Origin of the sequence: Pseudomonas petrae, from assembly GCF_021728295.1 — a bacterium.
Lineage (GTDB): Bacteria > Pseudomonadota > Gammaproteobacteria > Pseudomonadales > Pseudomonadaceae > Aquipseudomonas > Aquipseudomonas petrae.
In genome coordinates, this window is record NZ_JAKJXE010000001.1 from 510,970 (window position 1) to 525,817 (window position 14,848).

Below are 14,848 nucleotides of genomic sequence, written 5' to 3' on the forward strand. Positions count from 1 at the left end.
ATATTGATTGAACACTCTAAGACGAGAAGAATTCATACACGTTAACAACTAATGAACGTTCGCTGGTCCGATCTACCGCTCTCGCATACTTTCCGAAATATGAGCTTGGAGTGGACTCAAGAAGTACTCAATTACCCTTCGAGTCTCAGTCTTAATTTCCGCGGTAACATTCATCCCTGGAGTCAGAGGAACTGATCGTCCGTCGACTACCAAATGATCAGTTTCGAGTGCAATTTTACTGCTGTAGATCAGCCCGCGCTTTTCATCCTCAATAGCATCTGTAGACACGCTTTTGACTTTGCCCTCAACAGCGCCATACTTTGTGAATGTGAAGGTTTCCACTTTAACCGTGACATTCTGACCAATGTGAATAAAGCCAATGTCCTTGTTTTCCAGCATCGCTTCGACCTCCACGGGCTCACCCGCCGGAACGAGATACATTAGAGGTTGAGCTGGTGTAACCACGCCGCCGATGGTGTGAGTGCTGAGTTGCTGCACCGTGCCGTCTACTGGAGCTTCAACGGTAGTCAAGTCCTCCTGATAACGAGCCTTGGACAGTTCCTGCGTCAGCGACGCTATCTTCTGATCAGCTTGCTGCAGCAGGTCGAGCATTGCTCGACGGGTCTGGGCTACTACGCTATCTCGGCGTCTCTCCGCCTCATGCTTGGCTGCGCTCGATTGCAGAATGCTGACCTGCTGGACCGAAAGTTGCCTCTCGATATCAAGCCTTGCCTGCTCTTTCTCCAAATATGCGTGGCGCGCGATGTATTGCTTCTGCAGCAAGTGCTCGTAGTCAGTGGCGAGCTTTGTGGCGATTGGGAGCGTTTTCTGCAGGCTATCAACTTGAGCCCTGGCACCCTGAATGTCAGCCTGACGCTGCTGAATCTCCGCCTCGGCCTGGTCAAGGCTGCTGCGAAATTCTTGATACTGTCCCTGAAGCCAACGCTCAGCTGCAAGTACGTGTGCGGGATCTGCGTCTGTGATGGTTCCGGCCAAAGACACCGGCGTGCGTCGGCCGTTAATTGCTCCCAGCATGGCTTCAGCCCGAGCACTGTCAACACGTGCAGCGAGCAGATCACTTTTGATTCGACCCACATCTGCGTCTGCGGAGGTCGAATCCAGTTCCAACAGCAACTGACCTGCTTTCACGGTTTGGCCATCGGTTACGTGAATTGCCTTCACGACGGCCGTTTCACTGGTTTGTATAACTTTGGTTTTGCCGCTGGGGATAATCTTCCCGCTCGCTGTAGCCACGACATCAATTTTGCCCAGACACGCCCACACAAGCGCAATCGCCGCAAAGCTCATTATGGTCCACATGAAGATCCGTGGCGCCGGGTGCACCGGTTTGTCTTGAAGTTCTAAAGCTGCCGGCAGGAACTGGACTTCATACGCCAAGCGCTTCGGAACGTCCATTTCCTTTCGCCGGCGCCAAGACTCTCGCCATGCCCTGCGGTATCGGTGCCCAAGCCCAGCACGTTCGGCGTTAGACATTGCTGCCCCCTTGCTGCAGGCGATGGAGACGAGAGTAGTGGCCAGCCTGATGCGAAAGGAGCTCAGCGTGTGTGCCTTGTTCTACGATTTGCCCCCGATCGACGACCACGATCCGGTTCGCGTCGCGAACCGCGGACAACCGATGCGCAATGATAATCACCGAACGCCCCTTGCAGATCGACTTCATGTTCTGCTGAACAATGCGTTCTGACTCGTAATCCAGCGCACTCGTAGCTTCATCAAAGATCAAGATTCTTGGATTGCCCATCAGGGCTCTGGCAATCGCGATACGCTGACGCTGCCCTCCGGAGAGCGATGCACCGTGTTCACCGACGACAGTGTCGTAGCCCTCCGGCAGCTCTAGGATGAAGTCGTGAGCACCCGCCAGCTTCGCAACTGCCATTACAGCTTCGATTGGCGCACCGGCATCGGTGAGTGCAATGTTTTCTCGAATGCTTCTGTTGAACAGCATGTTGTCCTGGAGCACAACACCGATTTGCCGGCGTAGTGACGATACGTCTGCCAGCGCCAGGTCCATTCCGTCTACCAGCACTCTTCCACGCTCGGGGACATAGAGTCGCTGGAGCAGTCTGGTCAGCGTGCTTTTACCGGATCCGGACCGACCCACTACGCCGATTACCTCGCCTGCCTCGATGGTGAGACTGATGCCGCGCAAGATCTCCGAGCCATCGGGGCGGTAGCGGAAGTGAACCTCGTCGAATTCGATACGTCCTTTGATCGGCGGCAACGCACTCCGCGTGGCTTGGTTCAGCTCGGTGCGAGTATTGAGGATGTCGCCAAGCCGTTGAACAGAAACCCCTGTCTGCTGGAAGTTTGTCCAGAGTTGCGCTAATCGCATGATGGGCTGGGCTACTCGCCCTGCAAGCATGTTGAAGGCAACGAGTTGTCCGACCGTCAGTTGCCCATCGATGACCAGACGAGCGCCTAGCCAGAGCGTTGCAACCGTCACCAGCTTGCCGATCAACGACACGCTTTCGTTTGCAATCGTGGACAGTGTTTGCGTTTTAAACCCAGCTGCAACGTAACCTGCCAGCTGGTTATCCCATTTACGGATCGCCTGTGGTTCAACTGCCATCGACTTCAACGTGTCGATACCGTTAACCGTCTCCACCAGAAAGGCCTGGTTCTCAGCTCCTCGCGCAAAGCTGTCATTCAAACGGGCACGGAGTACGGGAGTGATCAGCACTGACACCAGAATGTACAACGGCAGTGAGATCAGGACGATCAGCGTCAACCACCCGCTGTAGTAAAACATCACTGCGATGAAGACCACTGAGAACAGCACATCAAGAAGCAAGGTGATTGCGTTGCCGGTGATGAAGCTGCGGATGTGCTCCAGCTCCCGCACCCGGGCAACCGAGTCACCGACACGTCGCGCTTGGAAATAGGCGAGCGGAAGAGTGATCAGATGCCTGAACAGCTTGGAGCCGAGCTCAACGTCGATACGGCTCGCTGTGTGCGCAAACACGTAGCTCCTGAGCCCAGACAAGCCCGATTCGAAAAGCATCACTCCCGCGAGTCCTACTGCAATGACATCGAGAGTCGTCAGGCCGTGGTGAACGAGGACTTTATCCATCACGACCTGGAAGAACAGAGGAGTGATCAGCGAGAAAATCTGCAGGACGAAAGAGACCATCAGTACTTCGCCAAGCAGCTTTCGGTACTTGACCACAGCGGGGATGAACCAGGTGAAGTCAAAGCGCGAGCTTTCCCCTGGCGCAGCCGAAGTAGCACCTACGAGTAACAGGGTTCCGTTCCAGCGAGCGATCAGCTCCTCCGAAGTAATGACTTCGGGTCGCTGAGCTTTTGGGTCGTGAATCAGGATTTTGTCCTGATCTAAACGAGCAATGATGAAAAACTCACCAGTGCTGGATTGTGCAATAGCAGGAAGAGGTGTTCGATCAAGGCGGCTGAAAACCACTTTAGTGGCTTTGGCCTTCAAGCCCAGTTTGCGGGCTGCAAGTAGCAGCTCCGGCACCTGAAGTGGTTCACCCGAAGCAAATTCGTGCGCCAGCTGTTCCGCAGAGGCTGCCAACTGGTGAAAACGGGCAAGCATCACCAATGAAGCGAGTCCGGTGTCTAGCGTCTGAGCACCAGCAGGTGCAACACCTGCCTCATTGGCATCCATAAAGCATCCTTGCGAGAACCACGTGGGAATGGCTTGACCTAGTAATGGCCATTCGATGGCGCGAATATATCTAAAGTGATTCAGCTTTGATACACATCCAAGCTGCCGCCCATCAAATTATTTCTAAAAAATTCAGAGGTTCGGGGGTAAGAAATCACGGCTTGGCACATAGTCCCGCTTTAGGTACATCGAGAGCGCTGAAAGATCGTCAGGGCTCAATGTGCCGGCCGCCTGCTTCAGCTTAAGGCTGTCCAGGATGTAGTCGTATCGAGCATCGTTATAGTCGCGGACGGCACTGTAAAGCTGGCGCTCCGCGTTGAGCACATCAGCCACGTTCCGCGACCCCACATCCACGCCAACCTTGTTAGCTTCCACAGACTTGAAGCCGGAGCGAATGCTTTGCAGGCGCGCCTTTGTCTGCTCAATATCCGCGTTGATTCCGCGAAATGCGTTTCGGGTATTGAGGACTACCTCTCGACGGCGGTCCTCATGCTCATCCTTGCTCTGATAAAGCTTCTCGGTAGACTCGCGAACCTGGGAGTTGACCATTCCTCCCGAGTACAGCGGGATGTTCAGCTCAATGCCTATGCTGCTTTGCGCGACACTATCGCGGTACCCATCACGACCGAAGTCTGTAGGGTTGCTGTACCCAAAGCTGTCGTTGTCTCCTTTGCGATACGAAGCCACTGCATCGACAGTAGGAGCGTGTCCAGCCTTTCGCTGACTTAGGGTCTGCTCCGCTGCTCCCACGGCGAACTCCGCTGCTTGAAGCTGCAGGTTTTGCTGAACTGCGGTATTTACCCAAGCGGTTGAGTCATTGGGAACAGGGGGATCCATGGGCAACTGATGGCCCATGCCGGCGATGGAGTCGTAGGACTGCTTTGTCAGGCGGGAAAGTGCTTCGTACGCGTCGTCTACTTTTCGCTGAGTCTGCTGGCGATTGGCCCGCGCATTGTCATACGCAGCTTGAGCGTCATAGACGTCCGTGATGCTCGAAGCGCCATCTTCAAGCCGCCCTTGCGCCTGATCGCGCTGCCGCAGAAGTGCTGCTTCCTCAGCTTGCGCAGCGGCTAGCGCGTCCAGCTCCCTCAGCGTTTCGAAATAGGCTTGCGCAGACGTAAAGATAAGCGCCTGTTCTTTCGCTGACAGTTCCAGCGCTGCTTGCGACACAGAGAGCTTTGCAGCCTTGAGCTGATACCAACGATCCATTCTGAACAACGGTTGACTTAAGTTCGCTCTAAACGTGGTGCCGCTGCGCTCGCGGACCAACGAAGGCTCGTCTCTGTCTAGCCGCGTCACTTCTGACGTTGCACCGGCGGTTATGTTTGGGAGAAGCCCGGAGCGAGCCTGGGGTACCGCTTCGGTTTGAGCCTGGAAAGCATGCCGAGCCGAGGAAAGCTGCGCATCGTTGATGGAAGCAGCTTGATAAACGGCGAGCAGTTCTGCGGGCCTGGCTGATGGCATCTGCGCAAACGCCTCGCCTGAACAAACAACCATTCCAATCACTACAGCTTCGAGGGCGATGCAGAATTTCATAGGCGATCCGTGCGGTTGACGCATCCAGTTTGGAGCTTTTAGTGATGGTTATGTCGGCGGTATTCAGCTGTACTTGAGCATGCCTTCGGCACGATCTAATCATTCAGGAGGATGAGACCGATTTCGTGATTGGGCTAAAAGCCGATGATGGCACTGCAATATCAATTTACTCATAATATTTTCCCGCCGCATGGGGGTAGCAAACCTGGTCCTATGACGTTCTAAGGTCGCGCCTTCGAATCGCACGCCGATGTCACACTCTGCCTCGAGCCGGCGTCGACACGGCTAAGCGAGAAGACTGGACTCGATCAGGTTGATCGCGGTATCGCCGTCCTGATCACAGAACAAGACCATCGCCGGATGGTACGACGGGTCCACGGAGAAGATGAAACAGGGGGCGAGTTCCTGACCGATGAGCTGGGCACTGGAATGACGTATCAGCATCCGAATGACGACACCCTGGGCCAGGGCAGTAACCCAATGCGGCATACTGGCTCGATGTCCCTGGACGTGGTTTTCGGCAAGGCGTGAGATCTCGAGGGGTGCTGATTGATTGAGTCAGCCCGGCCCGCTGACTTTCAGACAGGCAAAAAAAATCTGGAAATCCGCATTTTCATGGGCCTTCCAGATTTTCGAAATGGTGGGTCGCGTGGGATTCGAACCTACGACCAATTGGTTAAAAGACAATTGGTGGTAAGAATCGCTCCAAGCCCCGTGGCATAAGGCTATTAGCCCGACGTATTTGGCAACGCAGCCTCTAATGAACCCACATTAGAGGCTCCAAAAAATGAAAATCACCTCGGTCGTTTCGACCAAAGGCGGGGTAGGAAAAACCACCGTCGAGGCCAATCTCGGCGCATTGTGCGCCGACGCCGGGCTTCGAACCCTTCTCATCGATCTGGACCCCGCGCAGCCATCTCTGTCTTCGTACTACCAACTGGTGGAAGAAGCGCAGGGCGGGATATATGAGCTGCTCGCTCTGAATGCGACTGACCCGCTCTGGATCATTTCCAGCACCGCGATTCCGAACCTATCGCTGGTCATCTCGAACGACGTCAACAACCAGCTGAACACTCTGCTATTCCAGGCTCACGATGGACGCCTACGGTTGGCAGGTCGGCTGTCAATTGCCTGTTCTTGAAAGCGTTGGCCTGATTCATAGCTGGATCGCTAGCCACGCTTGAAATGACGATTAGGACTGCAACTGTCTTAAGGCGAAAGCAGCCCACATACAGGAATATTTAGATGTATTGGTGGGTGTTGTGCGAGAGCTTCAGAAAGCACATCAATCGAGAAAATCAGCTCCTCATCTGGGTATGAAGCCCAACGGGGAGGCATGAGTGGACATCACCTGAGAGCGCGGTTCAAGGAGAGTTGTTGAGCGGCCGTGGTGGAGGTAAGCGGCCTGATCTCTGCATGGGCGAACGTCCACTTTGGTTGACTACCGCCAATTGATACCAAAAGGCAAAAGATGGTCACATGCTAGCGGTACTTAGTGCACTGCATCATTCAGCGCAAGGTGGCGTGTCTAGAGAATCAGAGAAGCATCAACGTCTTGGTTTCACCGTTGAAAGCGTCGCTGATGCGCCGCGCCAATCTAGACTGAGCAAATCCCGACACGTCAATGAAACGCCGGTCCAGCCATTTCACGACGAGCGCGCAAACTCCAGCTTTTCGCCATAAGCGCTGCGCTGCTTCAACCCGCGCGCGTCATCGCTAATGACTCTGGTTATCGCGTCGAGGGCACACACATGGGCGAACGCTTTGTAGCCGAGCTTTGAGCTGTCAGCCAAGACGATAGTCTGGTTGGCTGAGGCGATCATCGCCTGCTTGATCGGGATCTCGACGGTATTGATATTGGTGATGCCGCTTTGCGGATGGACACCTTCGGCGCCGATGAACGCCCAGTCGGTATGAATATTCTCGAATTTCTGCACCGTATCCGGTCCGACCAAGGTGTAAACATTATCGAGCATCAGCCCCCCGGCGACGTGCAATGTGATGCTCGGGTGTTGTGAAAGCTGCATGGCGATCATCAAGTCATTAGTAATGACCGTGATGTTCTTGCGCGCTTTCAAGGCCAGCGCAAGTTGAAAAACGGTGGAGCCGTTGTCGAGAATGATCGACTGGCCGTCCTTGATGTATTCCAGCGCTGCCAGAGCAATGGCGGCTTTGCCCGACATATTCATGTTGCGCCGCACGTTGTAAGGCGTGTCGCCTTGGTGCACATCCTGAGCGGGCAACACGCCGCCATGGGTGCGGATCAGCCTTCCGCTTTTCTCCATGGCTGACAGATCGCGGCGGATAGTCGAGCTGTCCACTGCGAACATTTCGGACAGCTCCCCTGCGTTGATATAGCCCCGTTCCCTGATGAGCTCCATGATCTGAAGCCGGCGTTCTGACGCAGTCATTATTTACTCGTTGGCAGAGGAAGATGCACGTTTGTGTGCAAAGAGTAACGAGTTCACCCAGTGAACGCAAAATGCCTCACAGCGTCGGCAGCAATGCAGCTCCCAGGGCACCGGCAGCATCGCCAATCGATGAAGGGACGATGGGCATGTTGAGTTCGAAGCCCGCCTTGCGCCGCACTGACCCGCGCAAGGACGCTTCATAAAGAGGATAAAGCCGGGCAGCACTGCCGCCCAGCACGATCAGGTCCGGCCCGTAAAGCATCGCCAGACTGTTGAGACCGCGCCCGACCTGGCGCCCATATTGTTCGAACAGCTCGCGAACCTTCACATCATCTGCGGCACGCGCCTGGAAAAATGCCAGATCTTGCCGCTCGTAGGCGACATCGGGCAGCAGCGTCGCCAACTGCGTTTGCAACCAGCTGCGCGAGGCCAGCGTTTCCCAGCAGCCACTCAGTCCGCAGTAGCACTGATGAAGGTCATCGCTCACAGGAATATGCCCGCCTTCCGGGTGGGAACCGTCGACTGCGCGCCATGGTTGCCCATTGACCAACAGCGCCACGCCGACGCCCGTGCCCAAGGTCACAGTAAGCAGTCGCTGGCTGCCTACCCCTGCACCAAGGTGAAACTCACCCAATGCCGCAGTTACTGCGTCATTGTCAATGGCGACGGGAATTTGCAGTTGCTCACGTAATGGAGCAACCAGCGCAAACCCGGAAAATACCGGCAAGGTGCCTGGATTTTCGATTACTCCACGGGCCATATCCACCGGCCCGCTGGCACCGATGCCCAGCGATAGCAGATGGCTGCGAGCGGGAAGCAACTGCAAAATGTAGCGCGCCAGTTGTCCGGGCCGATCAGCCCTGGCGTAGCGCTCGAACGTAGCCGTGGGCAAGGTGACGGCTGCCACTTCGCGGCCGGCCTGCAGCATTACCAGACGCAGACCGGTACCGCCAATATCGATGCCAGCGCGAAGGCCGCCCTCGCCCGCCGCAGTCATAGAGTCACCGTAATCTTCTTGCCGTACAGAAACTGACCCGGCACCAAACCGCGGGCGCGGGCGATGCTGACGGTGAAGTGCTGGATATGCAGGATGCCACTGATCAGTCGTAACAGCTCATGCTGGCCTTCGCTGGCGAGCAACTGGCTGTCGGCATAAGCCTGCGGTCCCAGTGTCACGACCGTTGTGCCGTTTGCCCTAAGGTCCTTGGCGAGTACTTGCAGGGTGCCGTCGCTCCCATCGCCCATCAGCAGCGCCAGCATTCCCGGGCCAGAGGTTTCCAGTGGGCCATGGCGAAACTCACCACTTAAATAACCTTCGGCCATGACCTTACAGGCCTCCTTTAGGATCAGCGCGCCGGTCATGGCTGTTGCACCGTCAGCACCGATACCGACCAGCGCCAGCCGTGGTTCGCCATTATCGAAGGCTTGATCGACCAATTGCTGAACCGCTGCCTGGTTTGCGATCAGGTGTGCCATCGGCTCGCGGAATGTCCGAAGCGCTGCCAGCAGCGGGGCTTCGTCTTCGCCCAGCAAGGCCAAGGCAATTCGGTACTGCACGACCAATGTGTTGATATAGCTTTTTGAACTGACTGTCGCCTCGCTACCCGACTTCAACGCGACGAGGATATCGGCAGCACGGGCCAAAGTGCTTTCCTCGTCATTGGTCACCCCGATCAAGGTTTTCGGTTGGCGCTGGCCAGTCAATTGCGCCAGCAAAGAGACTACTTCACCGCTCATGCCCGACTGTGAAGTCACCCAAAGCAAAGTGCTCGACGTGATCAGTTGTGGAAAATCCAGCAAGCGACCGGCGTCAATTCGCCACACCGGATAACCCCGAGCCAGCAGATCGCGTTCGATCGGCAACGCGGTGTAATCCGAAGAGCCCATGCCGGTCAAGACGATGCGGTCATAACTGCCCAGATCCAGTGCGCTCAGTTGCGCAGGTAGCGAATAGGACAACTGGGCGTCGAGCGCGACGATCTGGTCGTTGATATCGAGTTCATAAGGGCTTGGACTGAAAGGCATTGAGGAGGCTCCGCTGAGTTGGAATGTGCGCAAAGGCTACATGCACGATATCGTGCAGTCAATGCTCGTTTAATGACCGTTTTTTTCATTAACTAGCGCACAGACGGACGATTTTTTACACGAATTCAGGTATTGACTGCACGTATTCGCGCATTGATACTCAGGCTATCCGAGGCACGGCTGAGTCTGCCGCTCCTCAGTGAAACCGATCGATACCTGACGCGATAACAAAAAGAGGAGATTTCGATGAACGACGATCACCCGCACACTTCACCGACTACCGGATTGCAAAGCAACTCGGTGGGGCTGGTGACGGTATTGATGCAAAGCATCGCGCAGATAGCACCTGCCGTAGGGGTGCTAACCACTATCGCATTCAATACCCAGCAAGCTGGATTAGGCGCACCTTCGGCTTATATCGCAGCGTTCATTATCGGGCTGATCGTGGCCATATCGCTGGCTCAGCTGGGCAAGCATTTCCCTTCGGCCGGCGGCTTTTATACCTATGTAAGCGCGACGGTGGGTCCGAGCGCCGGTTTCATGGTCGGATGGCTTTACTCATGGATCGTCGCATTGATACCGGGCGGGCTGGCCGCCTACACCGGTTTTGTCCTGCAGACGGAAATCTCCCAGAACTATGGAATCGACATTCCTTGGCAGCTGATTGCTGCGGTCATCCTTTTGGTCGTGGGCTGGATCGCTTACAAGGGGATCAAGACTTCGGGAAAAATGCTTACCGTATTGTCGGTGGTAGAAATGCTGATCGTGGCAGCATTGGCGGTGGGTGGGCTGCTCTCTCCTGGAGAAGGCGGCGTCAGCCTGGCAGGTTTCAACCCGGCAAACAGCACCAGTGCCCATGGATTCTTCCTGGCGGTGGTGTTATCGATCTTCGCCTTTACCGGCTGGGAAGGCGCGGCGGCGGTGGCCGAGGAGGCGCGTAACCCCCGCAAGGTCATACCGCAGGCAATCATCGGCTCGCTGATTTTGCTGGGCGTGTATTACGTGTTCTGTGCCTGGGGTATCCAGACCGGCTGGGGCATTGCCCACCTGGACTCTCTGGCCTCGTCCGCTGACAGCCCCGCCTTTGCCGTCGCCCACCGGTTGTGGGGCAACGGCTGGATTCTGATCCTGCTGGCATTGCTCAACTCCGGTATTGCGGTGTGTATCGCCTGCACTGTCGACTCAACCCGCAACTGGTATGCCATGGCCCGTGCCGAAGCTATCCCCGGCTGGCTGAAGAGTATCCATCCGGTACACCGCACGCCCCACAACGCGATCAAGGCGCAGACCGGCCTGGCATTGGCTGTCGCCCTGATCGGTGGTTCTTTAATGAAACCCGATCAGGCGTTTTTCATGCTTGCGACGCTCGCCACGATCATTTACGTGTTCGTGTACTTCATGGGCAACATCGGGGTGGCGCGGTTCTTCACCACCGTGATGCGCAAAGAGCTGAACGTGCTGGTGCATATCGTGTTCCCGATCATTTCCACTCTCGCACTGTTTTGCGTGCTGTATTACTCACTGGTTCCCCTGCCGGATCCGCCGGTCAGTTATGCACCGGTGGCATTTATCATCCTGACGGTGCTCGGTCTCTGGCGCCTGGTGCAGCTCAAGCGTGGTCGCCGCACCCAATGGCAGACGCTCTCACGATATGTCGTCGAAGACGCTTCGGCCGCGCCGGCTAACAGGTTGACACCCAGCGCTCTTCAGGACTCTTGATTGCTCACTGAAATGCCGCTTGGCTCAACGCCGAGCGGGCTCAAGTCATTAGCTCCAGACTAGGTTCCAAAAGATGCTTAATAACGTGCACGAATACGATTACGTCATCGTCGGGGCAGGCTCCGCTGGGTGTGTGCTGGCCAACCGACTGAGCACTGACCCTGCCGTTACAGTGTGTCTCATAGAGGCAGGCCCCAGCGATAAAAGCATCTTTATTCAGATGCCTGCGGCGCTGACCTTTCCCATCGAAAGCGATGTGTTCAACTGGAAGTTCGAAAGCGAGCCAGAACCGGAACTGCATGGCCGTACCATCGGCCAGGCACGCGGTCGCTGCCTGGGCGGCAGTTCGTCAATCAATGGCATGGTTTACGTACGTGGCAGTCGTCACGACTACGACAGTTGGCGACAGCTGGGTGTCGAAGGTTGGGATTTCGACGACTGCCTGCCGTACTTTCGCAAGATGGAGAGTTTCGAAAGCGGCCGGGACCCCGCGCGAGGGGGCGACGGCCCGATCACCGTCACTCGCAGTAAAGCGGATCACCCTCTATATCAATCCTTTCTCAAGGCCGGCCAAGAGTTCGGATTGGCCGACGCAGGCGATTACAACAGTGGGAGCCAGGAAGGCGTGCATGTGACCCAGGCAACCATTCGTGACGGCGTGCGCTGCAGCACGAGCCTTGCCTATTTGAAACCGGCCATTCGCCGTCCCAACCTGACTGTACTTACCGAGTGTCTGGTAGAGCGCGTCAATCTTGAAAACAAGGTGGCCACCGGCGTTACCCTCACGCACAAGGGCGAGCAGAAGGTTCTGCATGCCGCACGCGAAGTCGTCTTGTGCGCGGGCACCATTGGATCGCCACAACTGCTCATGTTGTCAGGTATCGGCGAACGCACTGCACTGGCCGGCCACGGCATTGAGTGCGCGGTGCACTTGCCCGGTGTAGGCGCTGACTTACAGGATCACGTTGTCGCACCGCTGCGCTTTACCTCACCGGCCGGCGTGTCGATATCCAGGCAGCTCGGCACACTCGGCCGGCTGAAACTGGGCATTCAATGGTCGCTCTTCAAAACCGGGCTGGGCGCCACGCCTTTTTTTGAAGTGGGATCATTTTTCAAGAGCAGCGACGACGTTGATTACTTCAACATGCAGCATGAGTTTCTGCCTTTTCTGGCCGACTTCCAGTCCGGGAAGGTGCATATCGCCGATGGGTTTCAGTACTTCGTCAGCCAGATGCGCCCGCACAGCCGAGGCAGCATCGCGCTGCGGTCGGCCAATCCACAGCACAAGCCGATCATCCGCTTCAACTACCTGACTGACGCTCGCGACGTGACACAGATGGTTAATGGTATCCGCAAGACCTTACAGATGGTCGAGCAGCCCGCGTGGGCTGCGTACCGCAGTGGCGCGGTGGAAACCCCGACCCTCAAGACCTCGGATGCCGAATTGGCCGTCTGGTTGCGCCAAGTCGCCAACACCGAGCATCACCCCACCAGCACCTGCCGCATGGGTAACGATGATTTTGCAGTGACCGACAGCAAGGGTCTTGTGCATGGCGTGCAACGGCTGCGTATCGTTGATGGCTCGATTCTGCCGAAAGTCCCAACGGCCAACATCAACGCGCCCATCATCATGGTTGCAGAGAAAATAGCAGCAGACATGACTCATTCCGACCTTGCTTCAATGCCGGCTCACGCCAAGGAGCAGGTCGCTCAATGAACGTCTGCGTGCGCGCCGCCATTGACGGCGACCTGGAGGCCGTTGCCAGCCTCCACGCCCAAGCCTTCAGTCGGCAGCGCGATTCGAAACAGTGGGTCATAGCCACCCTGGCAGCCGCGCCACGCTTGCTTGCGTTCGTTCTGCTGATCGACGGCAATATCCGTGGTTACGCGTTTTGGGCACAGAAATCCGGTCTCCGTGCTCTCGTCACCTTGGAGCTGGATCAGATCGCAATCTGCGCTGCGTGGCAGCGCCAGGGACTCGGGGCTCGACTCATCAAAGATTCCCTCGACCAGCTTGTCGCGCGACTTCGTCACTCAGGGCAAACGGTGCAGAACATCCTGATATCAACCCGGGCAGACAATCAAGCCCAAAGCTTGTATCAGCAAGTGCTGGGTGCCACCACAGTGGCGACGATAGAGGGGCTGTACTCAGGAACAGAAGTTTTCATGCTTGCGCCGGTTCAACCACCGACCCATCGATAGAAACGTTTATATGCACTCCCTTTTTAACTGACGGGCTGCAGCAAACTGTGCAGTCATGAACAGGACGCTACGGCCAGTGAATGGGAAGCCGAGAACGTCCTAAGTGCGCAGCGATTCAGCCAGGATCATTCCCGGCTGAATATTGAGAGGGCGGCGACAGTAAACACATCGCCTGGAGTGTCCGGCTTACTTAAGCGCGCTTGCGTTCAACTGCGTGAGCACATATTGGGCAAGTAACGCATTTGCGCGCGTGGTCATGTGTTCCCCTGCCGCAAAAAGATAGGTCTGATCGGCATCCATACTCTTCAACGTCGTGGGATAGCAGTAATCCTGATCGTCATCCCGGCACGCATCTTCATGGGCGCCGTGGGTGATTCCGAACCGGCCGGGACTGCCAAGGGTTTCGTCGATAAAGCGCTGGGGATCAATAATTAGCAACGCCGGATCATCGGGCAAACTGGCGATCAGCTTGCGGTTGAAGGCAGCACTCAGGGTAGATGCGAACTGCTGGCTTGCCGCTGACCGAAACCAAGGCAAATGGCCCATATCCACCAGCTTGAATACCAACAATCGCTTGGCGCCCTGGTCAAGGATTTGCTGGGTCAGTGCCGCCGTGTCCTGCGCCGCGGTTTCCACCCTCAGGGTTTGTTCGCGCATCACCTGCGCTGAAGGCATCTGGTTAGCGCGCAATTGCTTTGCCAGAGCAGGACTGTTTCCAAGGTCGTAATCGTAAGCAACGTCGTTTGTGCCGATGTACAGGGTAACCAATTGATCGGGTGTGAATCGCTGATGCTCTTTCAAGTAGTGCTGCAGTTGCACGGTTGCCGAAATAGGTGTTCCCTCCGGCTCTTGAGATAGTTAGGAGTACGCGCTGTTGGTCCGTGCTCCGCCTTGGGCATAGTTCAGACCACCCGGCCCGGGCTCACCTGCAATACCCTTATACACCTGCTCATAACTAGTGGCGTGCTGGTTGGGTAATGGCGCCTGGCCGTAATGCAGGGCCAGGTGCTGGCCCGCCGCAGGCCTTCGTCCCTGTCAGCACGCCGATCAATATTGACATCACGTCAACTCGAAACTAACGTTCGCCCCAGACGGCTGCATGTCTGTACGTTCGGCGAAAGCTAGATCCGCCCTCAGGACTCGCGCCCCACTGCCTTACAGGCAAAAAAAAATCTGGAAATCCGCATTTTCATGGGCCTTCCAGATTTTCGAAATGGTGGGTCGTGTGGGATTCGAACCTACGACCAATTGGTTAAAAGCCAACTGCTCTACCAACTGAGCTAACGACCCGCTTCGTTGTGGCGCGTATATT

11 protein-coding genes, 1 tRNA gene and 1 pseudogene are annotated in these 14,848 nt (G+C 56.2%); 4 read left to right on the top strand and 9 right to left on the bottom strand.

Translation table 11 applies throughout. From position 1 onward, the window contains the following. Positions 1-72 precede the first annotated feature (72 nt). The 4 genes from L4G42_RS02120 to L4G42_RS02135 all read right to left on the bottom strand — a co-directional run bounded on the left by L4G42_RS02120 (position 73) and on the right by L4G42_RS02135 (position 5,668). Complete coding sequence (locus tag L4G42_RS02120; protein WP_237259147.1) at positions 73-1,494, bottom strand: HlyD family type I secretion periplasmic adaptor subunit; 1,422 nt, start codon at positions 1,492-1,494, stop codon at positions 73-75. Next, the gene (locus L4G42_RS02125; RefSeq protein ID WP_237253728.1) at positions 1,487-3,643 is read right to left on the bottom strand and encodes a type I secretion system permease/ATPase; all 2,157 of its coding nucleotides are present in this window, start codon (positions 3,641-3,643) and stop codon (positions 1,487-1,489) included. Before L4G42_RS02125 ends, L4G42_RS02120 begins: the two co-directional genes overlap by 8 nt. A 132-nt stretch (positions 3,644-3,775) precedes the next feature. Continuing rightward, positions 3,776-5,140 carry a TolC family outer membrane protein gene (locus tag L4G42_RS02130; protein WP_237253781.1) on the bottom strand — a complete coding sequence of 455 codons (1,365 nt, stop codon included), beginning with the start codon at positions 5,138-5,140 and terminating at the stop codon, positions 3,776-3,778. Between the two features lie 324 nt (positions 5,141-5,464). Continuing rightward, positions 5,465-5,668 carry a hypothetical protein gene (locus L4G42_RS02135; RefSeq protein WP_237253729.1) on the bottom strand — a complete coding sequence of 68 codons (204 nt, stop codon included), beginning with the start codon at positions 5,666-5,668 and terminating at the stop codon, positions 5,465-5,467. Positions 5,669-5,966: 298 nt separating this feature from the next. Here L4G42_RS02135 and L4G42_RS02140 point away from each other — a divergent pair. Next, positions 5,967-6,293, top strand: a pseudogene (locus L4G42_RS02140) (ParA family protein); the annotation flags it as partial. A gap of 532 nt (positions 6,294-6,825) precedes the next feature. On the opposite strand, the gene L4G42_RS02145 reads toward L4G42_RS02140, so the two are convergent. The 3 genes from L4G42_RS02145 to L4G42_RS02155 form a co-directional block, all read right to left on the bottom strand. Beyond that, positions 6,826-7,590 carry a DeoR/GlpR family DNA-binding transcription regulator gene (locus tag L4G42_RS02145; protein WP_237253730.1) on the bottom strand — a complete coding sequence of 255 codons (765 nt, stop codon included), beginning with the start codon at positions 7,588-7,590 and terminating at the stop codon, positions 6,826-6,828. Between the two features lie 76 nt (positions 7,591-7,666). Then, positions 7,667-8,587: an ROK family protein gene (locus tag L4G42_RS02150; protein WP_237253731.1), complete on the bottom strand. Its 921-nt coding sequence runs from the start codon at positions 8,585-8,587 to the stop codon at positions 7,667-7,669. Then, on the bottom strand, positions 8,584-9,615 hold the full coding sequence (locus L4G42_RS02155) for an SIS domain-containing protein (RefSeq protein WP_237253732.1): 1,032 nt from the start codon (positions 9,613-9,615) through the stop codon (positions 8,584-8,586). Before L4G42_RS02155 ends, L4G42_RS02150 begins: the two co-directional genes overlap by 4 nt. A 246-nt stretch (positions 9,616-9,861) precedes the next feature. On the opposite strand from L4G42_RS02155, the gene L4G42_RS02160 reads away from it, so the two are divergent. From L4G42_RS02160 to L4G42_RS02170, 3 genes are all read left to right on the top strand, one after another. Beyond that, positions 9,862-11,334: an APC family permease gene (locus L4G42_RS02160; RefSeq protein WP_237253733.1), complete on the top strand. Its 1,473-nt coding sequence runs from the start codon at positions 9,862-9,864 to the stop codon at positions 11,332-11,334. 73 nt (positions 11,335-11,407) lie between these two features. Next, positions 11,408-13,051, top strand: a complete 1,644-nt coding sequence (locus L4G42_RS02165; RefSeq protein WP_237253734.1) for a GMC family oxidoreductase — start codon at positions 11,408-11,410, stop codon at positions 13,049-13,051. Then, positions 13,048-13,536 carry a GNAT family N-acetyltransferase gene (locus L4G42_RS02170; RefSeq protein WP_237253735.1) on the top strand — a complete coding sequence of 163 codons (489 nt, stop codon included), beginning with the start codon at positions 13,048-13,050 and terminating at the stop codon, positions 13,534-13,536. Before L4G42_RS02165 ends, L4G42_RS02170 begins: the two co-directional genes overlap by 4 nt. Positions 13,537-13,722: 186 nt before the next feature. Here L4G42_RS02170 and L4G42_RS02175 read toward each other — a convergent pair whose 3' ends face one another. Both L4G42_RS02175 and L4G42_RS02180 read right to left on the bottom strand, forming a co-directional pair. Then, positions 13,723-14,337 carry an SGNH/GDSL hydrolase family protein gene (locus L4G42_RS02175; RefSeq protein WP_237253736.1) on the bottom strand — a complete coding sequence of 205 codons (615 nt, stop codon included), beginning with the start codon at positions 14,335-14,337 and terminating at the stop codon, positions 13,723-13,725. A 413-nt stretch (positions 14,338-14,750) separates the two neighbouring features. Further along, positions 14,751-14,826 (bottom strand) — tRNA-Lys (locus tag L4G42_RS02180). Between the last annotated feature and the right edge of the window lie 22 nt (positions 14,827-14,848).